The following is a 22,264-nucleotide window of genomic DNA, read 5'->3' as shown; positions in this document are numbered from 1 at the left end:
AAAGCTCTTGGTTCTTAGCTCTTAGCTCTTAGCTCTTAGCAAAATAGCAATAAGCTAAACGCCAGTTTTACTGTCAATTATCTTCTGTAAGATATAAAAAAGAGTGATATGTCGGTTGATTGAAACCACATATCACTCTTTTTTTATCTTTTACACCGCCAAAGTGACAGGGTCGCGTTCTAGTGACGTAATATATTCCATGCCTCACACAATACCCTGAACCTTTCAGCATTGCCGTGTTCTCTATCGGGATGCCACTTCAACGCAAGACGACGCCATTTTTTACGAATTTGAATTTGAGTAGAGTCATGTGAAAGTTCAAACAGGCGCAGCGCTTTTTCTCTGTCCATATCTGAGCCGTTAGTACTCCCGACAGATTGGCGGTAACGAGTCCAAAACTCATTCAGTAACCGCTTCACTTCTCCCTCGTTAGCCTCATAGTTTATCCAATGCGTATAGTAATCTCGTAGAGGATCATTAAGATCAATCTCATGTAAATGTGACTGCGTACCGGACATCAACTCAATACTCATCGCTTCAACTTGCAACCAGTTGTCTGGGTAGAGCGTCTCCTGAAGTTGATATAGTGCATTCATGATTAAAAAGTTTTTTTTAAACAAATCCTTCTCAGGACTGTCATCGAGAATGGGAATGTAACCAAGTTCACTCAGGTGAGATGCTAACGTATGTACTTTCCATCCCGAAGGCTGTTTTTTTAGCTCTTCAAGCATGGGCCATAACAGAGGGTTTTCCATATAGGTTTGAAACGTGGCTTTGATCTCTTGGTTTTCTTGCATGAGGCTCTTAAAGAATGACGATACACAGCTTAATTCAAATCCAATTGAGCCGATTTGTCGAGTAACTATTACATTGTTACTCGACTTCTTGAACTGTACGACAAAAAAATCGCCCATTAACTGAGCGATTGAAATTAACTTGATTGTCGCACACCACTAAAATGTGAATACGACTTATATTTTGATTAAATCACGCCTAATTCACGTAAGCGTTCCATTAAATAACTGTCTGCCGTGTAACGCTCAGACAAAACCACTTCAGGTTTAGGATGCAAGAAAAGTGGTAATGAAATACGAGAATGCTCTTGGCGTTCACCTGATGGGTTAATCACACGGTGAGTGGTGGATGGGAAGTAACCACCCGATGCTTCTTGCAGCATATCACCAATGTTAATGATCAAATTACCGAAATCACACGGCACATCAAGCCATTCATTCTCTTGGGTTTTTACTTGCAGGCCAGGTTCATTTGACGCAGGAAGTACCGTTAATAAATTGATGTCTTCATGAGCGGCAGCGCGAATTGCACCAGGTTCTTCATCACCTGTCATTGGTGGGTAGTGAAGAATACGCAGCAACGTTTTATCACTGCCATTGATCATTTCAGAAAGCGCAATGGAAAACTTCTCTTGTACTTCTTTGGGTGCATGAGCTTCTACCCAGCCAAGTAACTCTTCCGCAAACGCGTTAGCACGAGCGTAGTAATCTAAAATTTGCTCTTTTAGCTGTTCCGGTATTTGTCCCCACGGATAAACATGGAAATACTCTTTGATATCTTTAACGGTATGGCCCTTTGCCACTTCAGATACTGACGGTGGAAAGTAGCCGTCTTGTGTTGCAGGGTTAAAGGTAAAGTTATTTTTTTCTTCTGAATTAAAGAACGTTTGCCAATTCTCATAAATTGACTCAACAAGTTCTTTCGGGATCGGGTGATTTTTCAGTACACCAAATCCAGTTTCACGTAGTGATTTGACAAATTGCTCTGCTGCATCATCAGCAAGGTAATCAACGGTTTCCAATTTCATGACTTTATACTTTCTTGTTATATGGTTGAGCCGTCGATTTTATGAGTGACAACAATGTAAATCAAACTTTAATGAAATGATGTGAGTTGTTGGATTAAATAGTGTGCGAAAAGGAACAATTTAAACATAATTCGTACATACTGATTGAATGAAATATTAAATACAATTGAACAGCGTTTTAAATTATGTCACGATACATGAAAGCACGCTTTATATGTGCATAAGATCATAAATCCAGCTTCAGTAATTCAGGATAAACAATGCCCACACAATCCATTCTAAAAAATAAAGCACTTTACTATCTAACGGTTATCTATTCGGTAATATTTATTTTTTCGGCCTATTCACCCCATTCACGAGCGGTTTGGTTCGCTGAAATCATCCCGGCTTTGGGTATTCTCGGGGTAATTTTCTGGGCATCTACTAAGCTTACTTTTAGCCGAACCGCTTATTTTTTGATGTTTATTTGGCTTGGACTGCATACAATCGGGGCAAAATATACCTTTTCCGAAGTGCCATTCGATTGGTTTAACCAACTTATCGGCTCCGAAAGAAACAACTTCGATCGTATCGCTCACTTCTCAATTGGTTTTTATGCCTACCCAATTGCTGAATATTTGATTAGAAAAAAACTATGCCAACCTATATTAGCGGGGTTATTTGGTCTGTTTGCCATGATGGCAGTGGCAGCTGGATATGAAATTATTGAATGGTGGTATGCGGCACTTGCTGGTGGAGAAGAAGGTATTGCATTTTTGGGTTCTCAAGGCGATATCTGGGACGCACAAAAGGATATGTTGTGTGATACATCCGGCGCTCTATTATCACTAATATTAATGGTGATACAACGCCGAATGGCAACCAAACCGCTATCATCGTAATAATGAACGATGAATCGTAAGCAATAAGCAATAAAGAGCAAACAATCGCTATTTTGTCGTTTCATCCAACCAAGCGAGATATGGATTCGAGCCATTTTCAATTGAGACTTGCACAACCTGAGGAACATCATAATTGTGTAAGTCATTGATCATGGACTCAACTTGTTTATAAAGAGACGCTTTAGTTTTAATGATAAGAAGCGTCTCATTATCGGAACATACCTCCCCTTGCCATACGTAATGGCTTTGAATTGGCATGGTCTGGATACAAGCGGCAAGTTGATGGCTGAGCAATGATTCAATTATTTGATTCGTTTCCGCCTCTTGATTAGTTGTTGTTAGCACGATACAAAATTCCTGTGCGTTCATCCTTCACCTCTCTCCAAGCTATCTTGCTTTATTAAGTCAATAAGAAGGCTAATTTTCTCATCATCATGCCCCTGTTTCGTATAAATTCCGACATTGCCGATTTGATCTTCATTGACCAGTAACGTTTCGATCCCTTTACTCTCCATCCAACGTTGCATTTCACTGCTGTAAGGCATCACAGCGTCCGTCATGTTAAGCATATCAATGCTGGCAGGAACTGCATCCACATCGTAAATTAATCGGTTATCTTGACCATCTTTACGAATCATTTGGTGCTGAGCTAAATGGTCCGCCAGTACTGAATGGTGTCTCGCATGATCTGGAGTAACCCGTAAAAGCGGAAAATCTTTCTGGCGTTCAATAAGTTCTGTAACACTCAAATTACAGCTGAGGAGTGGATGCCCTTTGCGCACATATAACGCCTCTTTTTCCTGAAATAAAGGTTGGAAATTAACCCGGCAACGTTCATGCAACCCATTCACTTCATGACCAACAAAAAGATCAATATCACCTTGAACAAGATGATGAATCAGCGAAAGGTTATTACCAAATTCAAGATGAAAAGCACATCCCGGAGATTGATCTTGATACGTTTTAACTGAAGATCGAACAAAGCGCTCCCACCAAGCTTCACCTGTACCTAATTTGATTTTACCAAAATGGCGCTGCTGCATATCGGTGAACTTATGCATCAAGTGAGCGTGCTTCTCTTGCTGCTCTTGCACATGCTCCTGAAATAAACGGCCATAATTAGTTAACTCCACCCCTTTTGAGCGTCGAATGAACAAATCAACGCCGATATCTAATTCTAGCTTTTTAATTGCAGCAGTAAGTGAAGGTTGGCTTATATGCAATTTTTCCGATGCCGCTTTAATGTTTCCTTCACGTGCCACCATCAAAAAATAGCGGTAGGGCTTGTTCATTTTCACCTCTCTATACCATTAAGCCGTTGGTCGATTTGCTCAACATCACATTTCTTGTTGAACGTAATTTCGCCACTATTCGTGTTTGACACAAGTAATGTCTATAATTTCTCATGATATAGCTTATTTCTATAACAAGGCAATAATTTCCTATTTTTAATTTGCCTGATTGTTTTCTATAGTAGCCTCATCAAAATGCACATAATTAAGGTATTTCCCATGGACAAAAGATGGTGGCATGACGCCGTTGTTTATCAAATTTATCCACGCAGCTTTTGCGATTCTAACAACGATGGAATTGGTGATTTACCAGGCATCATCAGTAAACTCGATTATCTACAAAACCTTGGTATCAATGTTCTGTGGTTATCTCCTGTCTACCGTTCACCGATGGACGACAATGGTTATGATATTTCTGATTATCAAGCCATCGCCGAAGAATTCGGTACTATGGATGACATGAAAAAATTACTTGATGAAGCGAAAAATCGTGATATCAAAGTCGTTATGGATCTCGTGGTTAATCATACTTCAGATGAACATCCTTGGTTCACTGAAGCGAAGAAGTCAAAAGACAACCCATACCGTGATTACTATATCTGGCGAGATGCAAAAGCAGATGGAAGCACACCAGATGACCAAGGTTCTATTTTCGGCGGAAGTGCATGGGAATGGGACGAAGCAACACAGCAATATTACTTCCATCTATTCTCTAAACGTCAGCCTGATCTCAATTGGGAGAACCCAAAAGTTCAGCAAGAAGTTCATAACATGATGAATTGGTGGATAGACCAAGGTATCGGCGGTTTCCGCCTAGATGTTATCGACTTAATTGGCAAAGAGATCGATAAAGGCATCACTGGCAATGGCCCACGTTTGCACCCACTGCTTCAAGAAATGAATCAACAGACTTTTGGTGATAAAGACCTGCTCACGGTCGGTGAAACTTGGGGAGCAACTCCCGAAATTGCCAAAATGTACAGTGCGCCAGAGCGAGAAGAACTCTCTATGGTGTTCCAATTTGAACATATTACCCTGACTTGGAAAGATGGCGAAAAATGGTCTCCAATTGATTTGGACTTGAAAGAGTTCAAGCAAGTATTAACCAAATGGCAAGTAGAGTTATCCGATCAAGGTTGGAACTCTCTATTTTGGAACAACCATGATCTGCCTCGGGTGGTCTCTAAATACGGGAACGACAAAGAGTTCCGAGTGGAGTCAGCAAAAATGCTCGCAACCACTCTGCACTTTTTAAAAGGCACACCTTACATTTATCAAGGTGAAGAGATCGGCATGACCAACGTAGCGTTTGAGACTCTTGAGCAATATAAAGACATCGAAACGCTTAATTTCTATAAAGTGAAAACTGAATCCGGCGTGTCGCATGAAGCGATGATGGACGCAATTCATGAAAACAGTCGTGACAACGCACGAACGCCAATGCATTGGTCTAATGCGGATAACGCCGGCTTTACTCAAGGAACGCCTTGGATCGAGCTGAACCCGAATTACCCTGAGATTAATGTCGAGAATGCACTGAATGATAGCGACTCAATTTTCTATCACTACCAAAAATTGATTCAAATTCGTAAAGCGCATCCTGTAATTGTCTATGGCGAGTTTACGCCAATATATGAAGATCATGACAAAGTGTTCGCTTATCTTCGTAAAGATGAAAACGAGACTCTGTTTGTCATCAGCAACTTTAGTGATCAGCAAATTAATCTCGACCTGCCAGCAGAACTGAGTAATCGAGACGTTAGCTGTCTGATTTATAATTATGAAGAGACAAGCCGACTAAACGATACAGTGTCACTTCAACCATATGAGTCTCTGGCATTTAAAATGCTATAAATTTCATAACCCCCTATCCTTTTTGTAGTTGTCCATTTGGCGTACATTTCTGTGCGCCTTTTTTCGTCTTATAAAAAAGTTTAAATCTCTGCGTGACTCTTGTTTCAATATTGTTCTATTCTGGTGGGCAACCATTTCTCAATTCAAGGATGAACAATGAAAGACGAAACACTCTCGATCCACCATGGTTATGAAAGCGATCCAACCACCAAATCTGTAGCTGTTCCTGTTTATCAAACCGTCGCTTATGAATTTGATAGTGCACAACATGGTGCTGATCTGTTTAATTTGGAAGTTCCAGGGAATATTTATACTCGCATCATGAACCCGACTAATGACGTGCTTGAAAAGCGTATGGCAGCATTAGAAGGCGGCATCGCAGGTTTGGCGGTGAGTGCGGGAAGTGCCGCAATTAACTACGCTATTCAAACGTTAACGAGAGCTGGGGATAACATTGTTTCTACACCGCAACTTTACGGTGGTACTTACACGTTGTTCGCGCACATGCTACCAAGCCAAGGTGTAGAAGTTCGCTTTGCAAAAGATGACCAAGCGGAAAGCATCGCAGAACTAATAGATGAGAATACTAAAGCCGTATATTGCGAATCAATTGGTAACCCTGCTGGTAATATTATTGATCTACAAGCTATTGCTGATGTTGCCCACGCTCAAGGAGTACCCGTTGTCGTTGATAATACGGTCGCAACTCCTGTGCTTTGTAAACCAATAGAATTCGGTGCTGATATTGTCGTTCACTCCCTGACCAAATACGTTGGTGGCCACGGTACAACGCTTGGCGGCATGATTGTCGATTCCGGTAAATTCCCTTGGGCGGAACACAAAGAACGCTTCCCCGTCTTTAACCAACCAGAGCCGTCTTATCACGGTGTAGTTTATGCCGAAGCATTTGGCGAAGCTGCATTTATCGGGCGAGCTCGTACCGTGCCTTTGAGAAATACAGGTGCCGCACTCTCTCCAATGAATGCGTTCATGTTACTTCAAGGGCTTGAAACGCTCTCTTTGAGAATGGAACGCCACACAGAGAACGCATTGAAGGTTGCGAATTACTTACAACAGCATGAGAAAGTGAGTTGGGTAAGTTATGCAGGTTTAGAAGACTCAGACCATCATCATCTTGCTCAAAAATACATGAAGGGCAAACCTTCTGCCATTCTATCCTTCGGGCTGAAAGATGGTTATGAAGCAGGGGTTCGTTTCTATGATGCACTACAAATATTCAAACGCTTGGTGAATATCGGGGATGCAAAATCGTTAGCGTGCCACCCAGCCTCAACCACCCACAGACAAATGAGTGAACAAGAGCAAAAAGAGGCGGGCGTGAAACCTGAAATGATTCGTTTATCTGTCGGTATCGAGCACATCGACGATATTATTGCAGACTTAGAACAAGCGTTAAGTGCTTAATAAACGTACTTAAAGTTAAGATCTGTGCCTTTTTTACGCACCACTGTTTAAATAAACAGTGGTGCGTAATTTTAAGAATTGATTAAACGTTTGGAATTAGTTCAGTTTACTTCATGGTCACTTTCCCACCGATCATTTTAAAAGCAGGCGTTCCTCGAACTAACGTATCTCGCGCAAACTCCATTTCACATTCAGGGCAATGACATGATGATGTTGTAAAGTCTTCTACAATTCGTTCTTTGAAACATTTAACTAATGCGCCCTTTCCACCTTTTCGGTATTTGAATAGCTTTGCGCGACATTTGGCACAGAAAATATCGACGGTTTTAGTCGGCTGCTTTTTATTCGGTTTTGCCATTTTTCATCACTTTCGCTATCAAACAGTTGAGTTGTCTATCTCTGGTTTAACCCAAACCTGGCTAAAGTCAAACCAACCTAACGCATTACATTTAGCATTCTGTAGAGATCCACAATGATCTTGGCTTACACCCAACCAACAATGGAACATTGGGATTATCTGTCTACTTTCAATCAGTTGCTTTCCGAGTTCTTTTGCAGGGAAAAGCGTTGTCTTATCCGCGCGCCAAGTATCAATCAGTGAACTCCAACGATTGAAGTCATCCGCTTTACTTAAAAATTCAATATCACTGTAATTGAGCAACCATCCGGCTAATGCATCATCACGACTGGTGCCAATTCCCATTGGTTTGATCCATATATCAACCAACTTTGTATCTGGAACGGTTAGGTCATAAGTAATAAATTCTATTGAAATCCCATCTTCTTTAAGGATTTTTTCGATTGCCTTTGCCATGCTAGGGAAAACTGGATGCTGAGCATGGTAAGCAATAGTAAGGTTTCTTGGCTCTGGTGGTGTCACTTGTCGCTGATCTAATCCATGATGGTACCAACCCGGTTTTAATCCATGTGCGGGTAAAATGCCAAGTTCTGTTATTTTGTCTTCTGGTAATTGTTTAAAGACTTGCAACGTATTTAATTTGCAACTTAGGTAATCAGCCCATTCAGGCGAACGAGCAGCCCCATCCTTACGATTTAATAGAAGATAAGTACACCCTGGGTCTAACTCAACATCTCCTGAAAAATCACCACGTTGTGACTTGATCGGGTGTGCTAAACTCGGAAATACCATAGATGAATAGGCCTCTTCAATTACCCATACCTCAACTTGGTCCACCAGCGGTCTAAATCCAAAATAGCCATCAAAAGCACTTAAGATCAAACGCTTTTCCGTGTTTTTTTCCACTTTGTAAGGTCCTGTCCCAATAGGTAAGAGATCGAAGTCATCATCTCTAATCGATTCAGGAAGCAGTATTTTCGCTTCGGATTCACTTAACAGCAGAGGCAGGTGATGATCGGGTTTTTGTAGGTGAATATCCACCACCCAATTTGATGGCGATGACACGGTATCGATATGAGAAAAGAGATTGATAAACCGTAGTGCCCAAATGCTTTCTACGACATGCTCCACCAGCAGTGGATCACCATTATGAAAACGGACACCAGGGCGAATATAAAAACGCCAATGCGTCGGAGAGAGTGATTGCCAAGTGTGGGAAAGATCAGCTTGAACATTTTCAAACTCATCTAAACGAGTCAAGCCACTGAAAACCTGACGTGAAATGTGTTGCTCTGAGCGACGCATTGATTTTAGAGGGTTCAACATAGAAAGAGAGCGATAATACGGAAGTCGTATAACTTGCTGCCCTTCTTGATGCTGCACACCAAGATAGCTCTGTATGACTTGAGTCAGCTTACCAGCATCACTATCTAGGACGTTTAATGCTTGGCCTATTTTTCCATCTTCTAAATAGCGCCGAGCTAAATTTAAACTGACATCATTTCGGTTACGCTTAAATAGCAGCTGAGAAAGTTTTCCTCGCCCTGCTGCCGGGTGCCATTCGATCCAGCCCTCTTCGGCTAGTTTATTGAGTACGATACGGGCGTTACGCCGAGTACAGCATAGAACGTCGGTCACATCCTCTAGCTGGATGCCAACATCTTGACCATTGTAGTGTTCAAATAACGTTTCAAATTGGACACGGAGTCTTGGGCTGCTCATAAAGAGGAAATCTCATATAAAAATAACAATAAGCGTTTCCTTATTTTATACAAAAATAGCCAAGCTACAATATATCTGCGTGACTATTCTGTGATGAGATCTTCCATTAAGCAAATTATTGTATTGCTACCCCCATTTCTGCCGAGAGTTGCTCCAGTTGCTCTACATTATCGAGTTTAATTGACCATTTACACTCAGCCCCGTTAACTGAAATAACATTTGCACCTCGGCCAATGAGCTGAACAGCATCTGTTTGAGCTTGCATCGTCAGCATATGCTCACCAATAACACGCACAACCAACTCATGCGCGGTCACAATAATTTTTCCGCTTTTAAATTCTATAACCATTTAATGATTCACTACACTCGTTGCTATTGGGCATCCGTCACCGAAGCCCCAATATTTAATTTCTTAATTTCTTAGCTTCGTTTCGAATTTTCTTTACTGCAATGGTTAAGCGACTCGTACAAACTAATCGTTCACGCTCATCAGTAATATTGATTTGCCATACCTGCGTTGAAACTCCGAGGTGAATCGGGGTAGCAGTACCAATCACATGACCTTCTCTCATAGAACGAACATGATTAGCATTGATATCAAGCCCCACGCAATAAGCATCATCACCCACGCAGAAGTTCGCGGCGAGAGAACCCAATGTCTCAGCAAGCACCACCGATGCACCACCATGTAACATCCCTAATGGCTGGTGTGTAAAAGAACAAACTGGCATCGAGGCACTTAGGCTGTTATCCGTATAATCGGTATAAATAATATTGAGATGCTCTATCAAGGTATTTTTTGACGTTGCATTTAACCGTTCTAGATCGATGGGTTTCTTCCAAATGCTCATGGATAATCCTAAATTTGGTGATGTAACTTGTGGGTTCTGTTCTGTAGATAGTTATAAATGGTATCATTATCAGATGATAACGCCACGCGATATAGGGATTATAAATGGCAACATTGTTTAAAGCTTCTGTTTTAGTCGCTCTTATGGGGCTTACAGCTTGTAGCGCCTCTCCTACGGGACGAAATCAACTTCTACTTTTTTCTGATCAAGATATGTCGAAACTCGGAGCAAATTCTTTCGAGCAGATGAAAAAAGAACAGCCGATCAGTGCAGACAAAAAGGTAAATGCTTACGTACAGTGTGTAGCGAATAGTATCACTCAATATGTCCCTAAACAGCCAGGGGTCACTGAATGGGAAGTGGTGGTGTTTGATAGCGATCAAGTCAATGCTTTTGCTCTCCCCGGTGGAAAGATAGGTGTATACACTGGGCTATTGAACGTCGCTAAGAATCAAGATCAGCTTGCGACCGTTATTGGACATGAAGTTGCGCATGTATTGGCAGACCACAGTAACGAGCGTTTATCCCAATCTCAGTTGGCGAATGCGGGGTTGCAACTCACGAGTGCCGCGCTCGGTGCGTCTGAGTATAAACAGTACCAAAAAATCACCATGTCAGCGCTCGGCTTAGGTGTTCAATATGGTGTTGTTTTACCTTATGGCAGAACACAAGAATCTGAAGCCGACATTGTAGGGTTAGAGTTCATGGCGAAAGCTGGTTTTGATCCAATACAGAGCATAGATTTGTGGAAAAACATGGCGAAAGCATCGGGAGGGAGTCAACCACCTGAATTGCTATCTACCCACCCTTCTCACAGTACAAGAATAAAAGATTTGCAGGTGAAAATCTCTCAACTGCCAAATTATGGTACACCGCACCCCAACTGCTCATAAATTTCATCCGAATCAACAGCTCAAGAGCCAGACTAATTTCAGCTTATCAAACTCTGTCACCGCCTAAGTGATGGAGTTTTTTATTCATCATATATAACTCATCCTTATGCTAGCTACCTCATATATCTCATTGATTTTACTGGTAAGACCTCGTACTGCCTCCATGAAATAAAAATCACCTTGTTTGTAATGAAGATCAATATTTGTTCTAAATGAAATCCATAACTGGGGTGAATATCAAAAATTACGCATCCCGTACTCTATAGCTCAAACAACCTGTGCAATCCTACATAGAGTACAAGATTCCATTAAGTTTGGAACGTGCGCATTCTATAAAACATCTCGCAATTTACATTCAAGTTGAGGACTATATGAAGAGTTCAACCTTCTTTAAGCCGTCAGTCTTAACTCTGGCACTCATGTTAGCATGGGGACAAACTAGCGCCCACGCTGGATCCGCCCCTCCCAATCTAGATAGTGACAGTGATGGCATCACAGATTCCGAAGAAAAACGGCTAGGTAGTAATCCAACCATTTCAAATCTTTTAAACTACCAAGTTGCCATTGAAGAAGATTTCAGTGAAATTGATATCCCCGATAGCAATCGCGTCAAAGCTCATCACATCAGCAAGTTATCAACAAAAAAAAACCAATTCACCTCATTACACTTCACAAACCCTGTTGGTCCCATTCGTTATGACCGCCACGAGGGTTTTGCAATTTTCCATGACTTCTCTATCAACATCAAACTGGATAATATCCTGTGTGACAAGTATGACCTAACGACTCAATATTTCCGTTCGAGCAGAAATAAAGAGCGTACCATCACGATTAACCGCCTAAACGATGGTCATGAAATTAAGCCATTAACCGATATTTCAGGCATAAAACAACCATTAGATGAAACCTTTACCCTCACAGGCTCTGATACAATAGAAAATATAAAAGTTGATGGTAAACGTTTGTGGCTTGGGCGAGTCAATGTAGATGCGCAATGCGATTTACTCGATTCCGACCTCGATACTTTGCCAGATCAACTGGAAAAACAAATTGGAACCGATCCTCTAAGAGTCGACTCTGACGGTGATGGTATTAATGATAATCTAGAATACCAAAGTGGCACTGATCCTAATTTCATCATTGATAGTGATGGCGATGAGATTCCTGATGGTTTTGAAATCGCTGTTGGTCTGAATCCTAACAATAGTGACGATGCGAATTTAGATATTGATCAAGATGGTATGAGCAACCTTGCTGAATACCAACATCGCTTTGATTTAACAAATGCGCAAGATGCTAATGAAGATGCTGACAGCGATGGTTTAACAAACTTAATTGAAGTAACTAACGGTCTAAATCCTCGTGATAGTAGCGATGGCGCAGATGTGGATAGCGACGGTGATGGTGTCAATAACGGTAGAGATGCCTTTATCAATGACCCTTCTGAGTCAATTGATACAGATAATGACGGCATTGGCAACAACGCTGATTTAGACGATGACAACGATGGATTGCCTGATGTAGACGATACGCTTCCTACTAACCCTGATAATGGTATTGATTCTGACGGTGATGGTTGGAGTGATGAAAAAGAACGTCTTCAAGGGACCGACCCTACTCGATCGAACCTAATAGATTACTCGATTGACCTCAATGAAAACTTTTCTGAAATCGGTCTAAATGATAGTGATTTCATTACTGATGAAGGTTTTGCCCGAGTCACACCAAAAGAACAAAACCAAACAAGCCTTGCTTGGTCAAGCTACGTAGGTGGTCGATACGATCGTGATAGTGGTTTCGCTATATTTGATGATCTAAACGCTAACTTCGATATTAAAAATGTACTTTGTGAAAGTTACACACTCAAAACTCGTTTTAATACTTCGAGCGGTAGAGGTGGCTCTATCACCATTTCACGCTTTGAAGATGGCCAGGTCATACAACCAACTAAAGTTCTCTCAGGTTTACCTACCCAATGGTACGAATACCCAATTAATGCCACTGATCATCTCGACACAATTTCGGTAAGCGGCGTTCGAATGTGGTTGAGTGACATCGGTATCTCCGCACAGTGTAATCTAACAGACTGGGACTTAGACACTCTACCCGATACTCTTGAAGCCTCACTTGGTACCGACCCTAAAAAAACAGATACCGATGATGATGGTCTTGCAGATAATGTTGAGTATCAGTTAGGGTTGAATCCAACAGACAATACCGATGGTGCTCAAGCCGATACCGATGGTGACGGCATCAACAACCAAGATGAGTTTAGCCACAATTTTAACCCTTTAGATCCTAACGATGGTGTTACAGATGCTGATGGAGACGGCATCCCAAATAATATAGAAATCAACGCAGGTTTAAACCCCCACTACTTTGAAGATGGGCGACTTGACCTAGATAACGATGGCATCAGCAATTATGATGAATATCGGTATGGTCTCGATATGAGTGATGCCACTGATGCCGAACTTGATATGGATAGTGACGGTATTAGTAACCGTAAAGAGATTAACAATGGTTTAAACCCGAATGACATTACCGATGGTGTTGAAGATGCTGATGGTGATGGTGTTCCAAACCGTTTTGATGCATTCATTCGCGATCCATCTGAAGCTCTAGATAGCGATAATGACGGTATTGGTGATAACCAAGATCTAGATGATGATAACGATGGTATTAAGGACCAGTTCGATGATCTACCATTTGACCCTAATGAAAGTCTAGATACTGATAAAGATGGTCTCGGTAACAATGAAGACTCTGATGACGACAATGATGGCGTTGATGACAGTAATGATCGATTCCCATTGGACGGTAACGAGTCGACCGATACTGATAATGACGGAATTGGTGACAATGCCGACTTAGACAGTGACAATGATGGGATCAACGATGCAAATGATGCCTTCCCTACCGATCCAACTGAATGGTTAGATACTGATGGCGATGGCATCGGTAATAATAAAGACTTGGATGACGACAATGATGGTGCAGCCGATGTAGATGACGCATTCCCGCTGGATAGCTCTGAATCACTCGATAGCGATAATGATGGTATTGGTGATAATTCCGATGAAAGCAATACTCCAGTCGTTGACTATTCCGTAAGTCTTTACGAGGACTTCTCTGAACTAGCGGGTGTGCCTGACAATAGCTACTTCACCGAAGAAGTGCTTCGGAAGCTCTCCATCAAAACCGATGACACGGCAAGCTTACAGTTAATTGCACAAGCGGGAGAAAATAAAGTAGATATCCATAATAGTGTCGGTATTTACGGTCGAACCCAATCGCTTGATTTCCAAATAGCTGGTATTCAATGCTCTAGTTATCAAGTAACTTTCAATGCGCTACGAATGACCAGTTCCAATGTGACTCGCACTGTCTCTCTTGTTCGTCAAAATGACCTTCAAGAATTAGTACCAACTACGAGCATAGCCGAAGGCATCCGTCATACCTTAACCGCTGACGTTGACGCGCTTACGAATGGTGGGATTGAAACGCTAAGATTTACTGGATCCAATAGCCAAATCAAAGATATTCAAGTCTCCGCTGATTGTGCAGTCAGTGACAGTGATAGTGATGGATTAGCGGATCATAATGAGATCGTTCTAGGACTCGACCCAAACAATTCCGATACCGACAATGATGGGATCCGTGATGGAGACGAAGTTCGCTATGGCTTAGACCCTCTTGACCCATCTGACGGAGCAACGATAGACACAGACAATGACGGTATCAGCAACCGTGATGAATTACACTTCGGTCTTAACCCTAACGATAGTTCCGATGCCATCGAAGATTATGATGGTGATGGTGTAAACAACCGTAACGAAATTCGTTTCAATTACTCCCCAATCGACCCTAACGAACGACCTGCTGACAGTGATAGTGACGGTGTTATTGATCAGCTAGAACGCCTACAAGGAACCGACCCATATAAGAGCAATTTAAGCCCTTACCAATCCTCTACTACAGAAGATTTCCATGAACTCAGTAACGAAATAGATTACTCTCATTTTAACGATGATATGTTGTCCAAATTATCGACAAAACGTCACATGAGTACGAGTTTATTAATGACAGGCTACGGTGGAGGGGAGCAAATTACACTTTCCAACGGAGGCTCTGTTTGGAACAATCTTAACCTAGAATATCAAATTGAAACCTTATGCCCTACCTATACGCTTACGGCCAATTTAAGCCGTTCAAGCAGTAGTGGTAATCGTTACGCTCAAATATTAAAACGCAGTGATGATAGTGAACTATCTCCAGTCTGGGATTTAAGTCAACCTGGAATAGCGCCTTTCTCTGTCGAGCTGGAGTCAGAAATTGGCAATGTTTCACAGATTAAGATTCACGGTGATCGAGCTATGCTGTTTGGCTTGAATATTGAAGAATCTTGCATGGCATTTGATACTGATTTGGATGGCCTTCCTGACTCAGTGGAGAAACATTTCAATACGAGTATCACAGATACCGATACTGACAAAGATGGTATTAATGACAGTGATGAAGTGAATCATGGCCTAAACCCTCTTGATCCTAGCGACGGAAGTTTAGTCGACAGTGACGGTGATGGTGTCAACAACATGCTCGAAATCGAATATGGTTTTGATCCTTTAATGCCAAACGATTTAGACCTTCATGATAGCGATAACGATGGTATTAATAACAGAGATGAACTCAATTACGGAATGAACCCATTTGACGGCTCAGACCTACATGACGATCTCGATAATGATGGCATCAGCAACAGCGATGAACTTGCGAACAACCTCAATCCAAACGATCCAAGTGACGGTGCTGATTCAGATACCGATGGCGACGGTATCAATAATGGCGATGAGATAAATGCAGGTTTAAACCCTAACGATCATATGCTTCAACTTCCTGATACCTTGGTTGTTAAGTTGATCGCACTAGACACCAATGGTGACCAAGTCATCAATGATGCCGATGAACCTGTTGATGTTCTTCTACAGCGTTACTCACTACGCTCCAATACCTTCCAACTGGGCAATATTAACCCGGAGATTGAAGCTAATGGAGGGGTAAGCCGATTAGCGAGCATTCCTGAAGTTAGAACATACCGCGGGCAAATTATTGGCGAACCTGATAGTAATATCAACGCTGCCATTTTACCTGAATGTAGTATTAGTTACTCTGTTTTCCTAGGGTATAACGCCGCGCCATTCTTTGAACTTAGTGCGGATGGAAGCATTCTTAATCGTTACCAACAACCTCTAGAAGATAAGTCTGTTTGTCGTCCAAACAACCCAAGTCTTGCACAATATCAGCAAGCCCTCACACCTCCAACAACAAACTGGAATGACGTGGGTGGTCAACCGACAGAAAAAGAGTGGTATATCCCTAAAAATGGCGATGATTACCATATGTTCCGCCGTGATGAGGGTATGCAAATCTCTTATCAAGTATTCAGTCATCCTGAGTTCGGTAAAAATGATATGGGTCGAGCAATGGCGTTTGCCGAGTTCCATAACTTGAATGGTGATTATGCCGCTATGCGTCAATATCATCACCGAATCATTTTTTCTGACATGATGGTTGAAGTGGGCGGTAATAATACTGACCGCGCAAGGTTCCGTGACAACTGGGGCAACAGTAATACTTACTTCTGGGATAAACGCGAAGAAGAAGGGAGTAATTGGTATGAAATGGGTTGGTGGGTATCGCCTTCTAGCTCACACGGTGTAACGAATGGTTGGTTCTGGCAAGCAACGCCAGGCTGGGCAAACCAAAATACTATGCAACATGAAATGGGACACATTCAGGGCTGTAAGCATGAATGTTATCCAGAACGTATTTTTGGTAACAACCCAATGCGTGGTGTCGCCGTTCCGACTAGTGCTCCAATTACCGTTCAACGTAGTTCCGCTGCTAAAAATGAGCATCGTTGGGTAAACGGCTTCCGCCTGCTTGATCACAAACGCATCCCTTACCCAACATGGCCAGTTCACCCTGTAGCTCAACCAGATCACTATACAACATTACGTGATGAGAGCAGAACAATAAATGTATTAAATAATGACTGGGACCCAAATAACACACCACTACGTGTAACCAAAGTAGAAGTAATGGAGTCATCAACAAAAGGGGCAAATGCTTCTGAGTTTATGATAAACAGCGACAATACGATAACGTTTACACCGCCAAAAGGCTGGATTGGCTTAATCGATGGGTATTACGTCTTAGAAGATGAAAGTGGGCAAAGTACTCGAGGTATTTTACACCTTAATGTCGAAGCGCCTGGCATTAGCGATTACTACAGTCTAAACGCTGAAACGTGTCAAAATGCCTACGCTGGTGCATTCGCAAATAGTATGTCTGACAGCCTTCAACCGGGTGAGACTGACTACTCAAACGTAATTACACCGTTATTGGAGGTGCGAAACTGGGGCTACAAAGGTGGCGATTCTGAAATCAACGCTGAAAATCCTCTCGATTGTAATAGTCACAAAGTAGAAGATGGCGCATCTGGAGAAGCTTTCCGCTATCAACTTAGCCAAGCCCCTTTTTACCAGAAGGACTTCATCAATCAGACAAGCTCTCACCAGCATCACCCACATGTATGGGAGATAAATGACAAGAACTTTACTTACTCGATTTGGTTCCGTAATGACGACACGATGACAGGCTTAAAAGAGCTGGCAAGTCGTGGACGCCGTTCCTCTGGTGGTTGGATGGGCGATGGTTGGGTTATCTCAACGAACGTAGTTCCAGAAGAGGGCGTTTACGAAGTGCGCTTTGCTATACACGATAAAAACGCTGAAACTCGCTCACCTTTCATTGAAGTCAGTACTGATGTGCCATCAATGGCCAACAGCGATGAGTGGCATCATGTCGCGATGACAGTGGATTGGGACGCTCGAACTCTGAATGGATTTATTAATGGTGAACCAGCAGGTTCAATCGCTATTCCTGATGAGTTTAGCTACGTCAGTACCTCTGGTACCGGTCAAACATATGGTCGTGGAGCTTATGCTAAAGCGGGTCAAACGGATTCAATTTATACCACAACCAGTAATAATGGGATTGATGAAATTGTTGTCGCTCATGAAGCATTTAGCGCAGAGCAAATTGCTCAAATTTATCAAAATAGATTACCTGCGGTATCCCCTAGCCCTTCAAATGGCTTACCTACGGATATCAACAATCTAACTACTTTGCGTTGGGCGACACACTCTTCACTGCAAAGCCAAACTGTCGGATACCGAGTATATCTAAGTGATGACAGCCAGTTAGTTGAAAATGGGGATCATTCGACACTGATTGCGGAATCACACAACGAAACCAGTTTAGCAATCACGCCATTAACGTACAGCGACAGTTACTACTGGAGAGTCGATACATTACTTAATGACGGTAGCGAAATACAAGGCAATGTATGGAGCTTCCAACCGGAAACGCTGAGCATAATGCGTATGATGGAAAGACGTATAACGCCAAGTAGTAGGACTCTGGCTGAGTTAGAAAATAACGTGGACTATGGACACGATGACCACTCTAACTAACCAACAGTTTAATGCTGAGTTTTAACAAGTCGTTATCGATCTAAAAAGTATTAAGCCTAATAAATACCGCTCATTTCAGAATGAGCGGTATTTTTAGCATACAGTAAAAATATTAAGATATAGCAGTGACATACCGACCACACTAGCCCTCAACATTCAGGCTCTACACACAATCTTCACCGGCTAAAATCTTTGAATAGCAACCACTGCTTTTCAATTCACCAAGCGCACTATCAAATACTTTACGAAGCGACTCTCCTTTCTCCGTTTTAGGAAAAAGCACGTACATTGGCTCATTCATTAATGGCTTATCGTGTATTTTGATCGTATTTGAAGCATCATCTGAGATTTGATGAATCAAGCGCATTCCAACTCTTTTTTCTACTGCGAAAGCGTCAATACGGTGTCGATAGAGTTTGTAGGCATTTTCTTCCAATGACGCAGCATCTATGGTTTCAACTCCGCCTTTCTGAATAAATTTAGTCGATGAATACCCTTCAACCGCTCCGATATTATATTGTTTTAAATCTTGCAAAGACTGCCAATCAAACTTGGCATCTATGTGATAAAAAAGAAGTGTTTTTACATCAAGAATGGATTGCTGTGAAAATAGATAGTTTTCACGACGATCGTCAGTTGAGTACCAAGGGAAAGTGGCATCATATTTAGAATGCTGAACTAATTTTGCACTTCGTAACCAAGGAAGGTAATCGAAAGTGACATCATAACCACGCAATTTAAAGGCGCTCGATACCACTTTTTCAAGTAGCCCTGATTGGGGAGTATTATGTGTATAAGGAACCCACTCTCCGATGGCAAACCGGACAGTGTTATGATTTGATGTTTTAGACGTTACTGCAATTGAGCTCATTGGAACCAGCGCAATCAAGAATATGCAGTAATGAAAACGGTTCAACCTCATTGAAACAAAAACCCATAATAGAGCATTGACTCGAACTGAGTCATGCAAAAGAGACTAAGCATGGCACACATTTATAAATAACACTAATTGTATCCATAAAATCAAAATACAACCGAGTGTGCCTTTAGCCTATCGCACCTTATGAGTGGTTATTTCAATTACTTCATCTCACCGAAACGCTCAAGGTAGAGAACTGTTGCCGCTGTACGTGAGGGAACTTGAAGCTTTTTAAGTAAGCTCTTCATGTGTACTTTTACCGTTGACTCTGAGATAAATAAGCGCTCTGCAATCTGCTTATTTCGAAAGCCTTTTGCAACTTCTTGCAATATTTGAGTTTCACGCTCTGTGAGTTGAGTAAATACATCATCTCTTGACTCACTGTCTGCCAAGTAACGCGCAACGACATCACTGTAAGCTTTACTGCCATCATGCGCTTTTTTAAGTAATTCTATTAATTCGTCCGGTTCTGTATCTTTCAATAAATAGCCATCAGCACCGGCCTTAACAATCGCTTCGATATCGGCAGGGCTATCAGATACAGTCAAGATAACAATTTGAGCCTCTGAACCGTCGGTTCTCAGCGCTTTTAATGTATCTAAACCCGACATCCCTTTCATATTGAGATCCAGCAGGATTAAATCGAGGTCCATCTCATGAGCTTTTGCCACAGCATCTGCACCGTTGCTAACTTCTGCAACGACTTCAAATTCATCTTCAAAACCAAGTAGTTGGCTTATCCCTCTTCTCATCAGAGGATGATCGTCCACTAGCATCACTTTACACGTGGTCAAATTATAATTCCTTAGTACTTCTGTATTTTAAAATGATTTCACACCCGTTGCCTTTAGAGCTGTTAACTTCTAATTTACCATTCAAACGAGAGGAGCGTTCCTGCATGATACTCATGCCATAGTGATTTAATTGCGGATCTTGGAGATCAAAACCGACACCATCATCACTTATTTTAATCATGACCTCATCACTTGAAAGTTCGCACAAAATCTCTATGTTTTGGGCTTTGGCGTGTTTTATCCCGTTAATTGTCGCTTCGCGGATCAACTGGAGTAGGTGAACTTGTTCATGAGCATCAAGTTCTACTGATGACAAATGGTTCGCCAATGTAATTTTTGCATCCGTTTGTTCCGCTAACTGTCGCGTCATCTCAACTAATGCTTCACCAAAACTGCCCTCTTTTATTGTTAATCTAAAGGTCGTTAACAACTCCCTTAATTGGGTATATGCCCCTGAAAGGCCCTCTCCAAGATCTTCTAGTATAAGAGCGGTTCGCTCACTATTTGAGTGCACAGGGCATTTACCAATAACTCTTTTGAGTAATGTAACTTGGATCTTTAAATAAGACAGTGACTGAGCCAAGGAATCATGAAGCTCTCGAGCGATAGTTGCCCTTTCTTCCATCAAAATGAGTTGCTCTGCCTGTTTCTGTGCTTGGTTGTAATAAACTGCACGCGACAAGATCTGGACAAAATTGTCTATCAAAGTTTGATCCGGGCAAGGCAGGCCATACTCGCAGTATAAGAACCCGAGATGATTACCATCCACTTGCAACTCAGATTTATGACCCGTACTTGAACTCACGACACCCTCTTCGATAAAAAGAGCTCTGCCACCGACATCCGTGATCTCTAATTTAGCCGCCCGAATACCTTCTAAACTCACAATATGCTGCAGTATAGCGTGAAAATTATCTTGGCTGATCCGGGCACCTGTTAGCTCTTGTGAAGAGTTATATAAAACTTCTAATGATTGATTTGCGTGCTGCAATTTATGGGTTTTTTCATTTACCGCAAGTTCTAAACCTAGGTACATTTTCCCCAAATCATCAGCCATTGTATTGAACGTTCGAGTCAAAATCCCTAACTCATTATTACTGGTCACATTCAATTTGACATCAAAGCTGCGATTTTTAATTTGTTCACTCGCTATAACTAATGCATTCAGTGGTTTGACGACTTCTTTACGAACAAAATGAACAACGAAAAATGAAACAATCAGAATGCCACCTAACCCGAACCCTCCAGCCCAAGCGAGTTTGATTAATTTCAGTTCAGAAAACTGTTGTAATTTGAATACGAAGCCATCAATTTCAGTCACAAAATTGGCGACTAATACTAAATACTGACTCTTATCTTTGCTGCGTAACACGTCTTTCAATTCATGCCAACGAACTATCACTCGGTAGTAGTCCATGGTGATATCTTTTGGAACGGTCCAACCCTGTAATGCTTTCATTGATGGTGAATATAGTGAGTTTTCAAACTCGGCAATATGGGCACCGTAATCGACCGATTTAGTTTGAATATCATGGGACAAACGATAACTTTGCATCCTCATGGAACCAGCTACATTCACGGCTTCTGCATCATTCAGACTAGATGCCAAAGTGATGATTGCAAACCCTGTAGTTGCGACAGAAAGTAGCAAAATTAGTACTAAAGCTTTAGCTATCGTATTGGTTACAGATTGAACTGGTTTGTTCAGCAAAATGAAGCTCCAAAAATTTCAATTACATTCATTTTGCCACGCCTCTGATATTAACCCTATCAATATGTGATCAACAGCCACGGAATTTATTGATCTAAAACAACATCCAACATTAATTAGCCCTTAAGGGGTATTTATACAAATATTTCTAAAACTACAATTTGTATTAGTAAAAATGAAAGTATGTTAATGGAAAAATAACCT

General features: G+C 41.6%; 16 protein-coding genes. 5 read left to right on the top strand and 11 right to left on the bottom strand.

Going from position 1 to position 22,264, the window contains the following annotated elements:
* Nucleotides 1-179: 179 nt before the first annotated feature.
* Nucleotides 180-797, bottom strand: coding sequence for a DNA-J related domain-containing protein (locus tag OCV39_RS18900; RefSeq protein WP_261889690.1), 618 nt, complete (start codon nt 795-797; stop codon nt 180-182).
* Nucleotides 798-982: 185 nt separating this feature from the next.
* Nucleotides 983-1,822, bottom strand: a complete 840-nt coding sequence (locus tag OCV39_RS18895; protein ID WP_017051244.1) for an isopenicillin N synthase family dioxygenase — start codon at nt 1,820-1,822, stop codon at nt 983-985.
* A 260-nt stretch (nt 1,823-2,082) separates the two neighbouring features.
* On the opposite strand from OCV39_RS18895, the gene OCV39_RS18890 reads away from it, so the two are divergent.
* Entirely contained in the window at nt 2,083-2,703 is a 621-nt protein-coding gene (locus OCV39_RS18890) for a DUF2238 domain-containing protein (RefSeq protein ID WP_017051243.1), read from the top strand.
* A 48-nt stretch (nt 2,704-2,751) separates the two neighbouring features.
* Here the strand turns inward: OCV39_RS18890 and cutA are convergent, their stop codons facing one another.
* Together cutA and OCV39_RS18880 are read right to left on the bottom strand one after the other, a co-directional pair.
* On the bottom strand, nt 2,752-3,072 hold the full coding sequence (gene cutA / locus OCV39_RS18885; protein WP_113798046.1) for a divalent-cation tolerance protein CutA: 321 nt from the start codon (nt 3,070-3,072) through the stop codon (nt 2,752-2,754).
* Nucleotides 3,069-3,995, bottom strand: a complete 927-nt coding sequence (locus OCV39_RS18880; protein WP_171756331.1) for a LysR family transcriptional regulator — start codon at nt 3,993-3,995, stop codon at nt 3,069-3,071. The genes cutA and OCV39_RS18880 overlap by 4 nt, the downstream gene beginning before the upstream one ends.
* A 219-nt stretch (nt 3,996-4,214) precedes the next feature.
* Between OCV39_RS18880 and OCV39_RS18875 the strand changes: the two genes are divergently transcribed.
* Nucleotides 4,215-5,849: a glycoside hydrolase family 13 protein gene (locus tag OCV39_RS18875; protein WP_261889689.1), complete on the top strand. Its 1,635-nt coding sequence runs from the start codon at nt 4,215-4,217 to the stop codon at nt 5,847-5,849.
* Between the two features lie 156 nt (nt 5,850-6,005).
* Nucleotides 6,006-7,274 (top strand): O-acetylhomoserine aminocarboxypropyltransferase/cysteine synthase family protein, encoded by a 1,269-nt coding sequence (locus OCV39_RS18870; RefSeq protein WP_113798040.1) that lies wholly within the window; start codon nt 6,006-6,008, stop codon nt 7,272-7,274.
* Between the two features lie 106 nt (nt 7,275-7,380).
* On the opposite strand, the gene OCV39_RS18865 is transcribed toward OCV39_RS18870, so the two are convergent.
* The 4 genes from OCV39_RS18865 to OCV39_RS18850 form a co-directional block, all read right to left on the bottom strand.
* Complete coding sequence (locus tag OCV39_RS18865; RefSeq protein ID WP_113798038.1) at nt 7,381-7,632, bottom strand: hypothetical protein; 252 nt, start codon at nt 7,630-7,632, stop codon at nt 7,381-7,383.
* A gap of 18 nt (nt 7,633-7,650) precedes the next feature.
* Nucleotides 7,651-9,354 carry an SgrR family transcriptional regulator gene (locus OCV39_RS18860; RefSeq protein WP_261889688.1) on the bottom strand — a complete coding sequence of 568 codons (1,704 nt, stop codon included), beginning with the start codon at nt 9,352-9,354 and terminating at the stop codon, nt 7,651-7,653.
* A 115-nt stretch (nt 9,355-9,469) separates the two neighbouring features.
* On the bottom strand, nt 9,470-9,703 hold the full coding sequence (locus OCV39_RS18855; protein WP_017051236.1) for a DUF3389 domain-containing protein: 234 nt from the start codon (nt 9,701-9,703) through the stop codon (nt 9,470-9,472).
* Between the two features lie 55 nt (nt 9,704-9,758).
* Entirely contained in the window at nt 9,759-10,205 is a 447-nt protein-coding gene (locus OCV39_RS18850; protein ID WP_017051235.1) for a hotdog fold thioesterase, read from the bottom strand.
* 104 nt (nt 10,206-10,309) lie between these two features.
* Here OCV39_RS18850 and OCV39_RS18845 point away from each other — a divergent pair, with 104 nt between their 5' ends.
* Nucleotides 10,310-11,098, top strand: coding sequence for a M48 family metallopeptidase (locus OCV39_RS18845; RefSeq protein WP_261889687.1), 789 nt, complete (start codon nt 10,310-10,312; stop codon nt 11,096-11,098).
* 371 nt (nt 11,099-11,469) lie between these two features.
* Nucleotides 11,470-18,636, top strand: a complete 7,167-nt coding sequence (locus OCV39_RS18840) for an Ig-like domain-containing protein (RefSeq protein ID WP_261889686.1) — start codon at nt 11,470-11,472, stop codon at nt 18,634-18,636.
* Nucleotides 18,637-18,799: 163 nt separating this feature from the next.
* Here the strand turns inward: OCV39_RS18840 and OCV39_RS18835 are convergent, their stop codons facing one another.
* From OCV39_RS18835 to narQ, 3 genes are all read right to left on the bottom strand, one after another.
* Complete coding sequence (locus OCV39_RS18835) at nt 18,800-19,507, bottom strand: substrate-binding periplasmic protein (protein WP_261889685.1); 708 nt, start codon at nt 19,505-19,507, stop codon at nt 18,800-18,802.
* Nucleotides 19,508-19,716: 209 nt separating this feature from the next.
* Complete coding sequence (locus OCV39_RS18830; protein WP_029203222.1) at nt 19,717-20,349, bottom strand: response regulator; 633 nt, start codon at nt 20,347-20,349, stop codon at nt 19,717-19,719.
* 1 nt (nt 20,350) lies between these two features.
* Nucleotides 20,351-22,060, bottom strand: a complete 1,710-nt coding sequence (narQ, locus tag OCV39_RS18825; RefSeq protein ID WP_017051230.1) for a nitrate/nitrite two-component system sensor histidine kinase NarQ — start codon at nt 22,058-22,060, stop codon at nt 20,351-20,353.
* Between the last annotated feature and the right edge of the window lie 204 nt (nt 22,061-22,264).

The organism is Vibrio cortegadensis, from assembly GCF_024347395.1.
Taxonomy (GTDB): Bacteria; Pseudomonadota; Gammaproteobacteria; order Enterobacterales; family Vibrionaceae; genus Vibrio; species Vibrio cortegadensis.
Note: the sequence above shows the minus strand (reverse complement) of the source record. Positions and strands in the feature narration are given on the sequence as shown.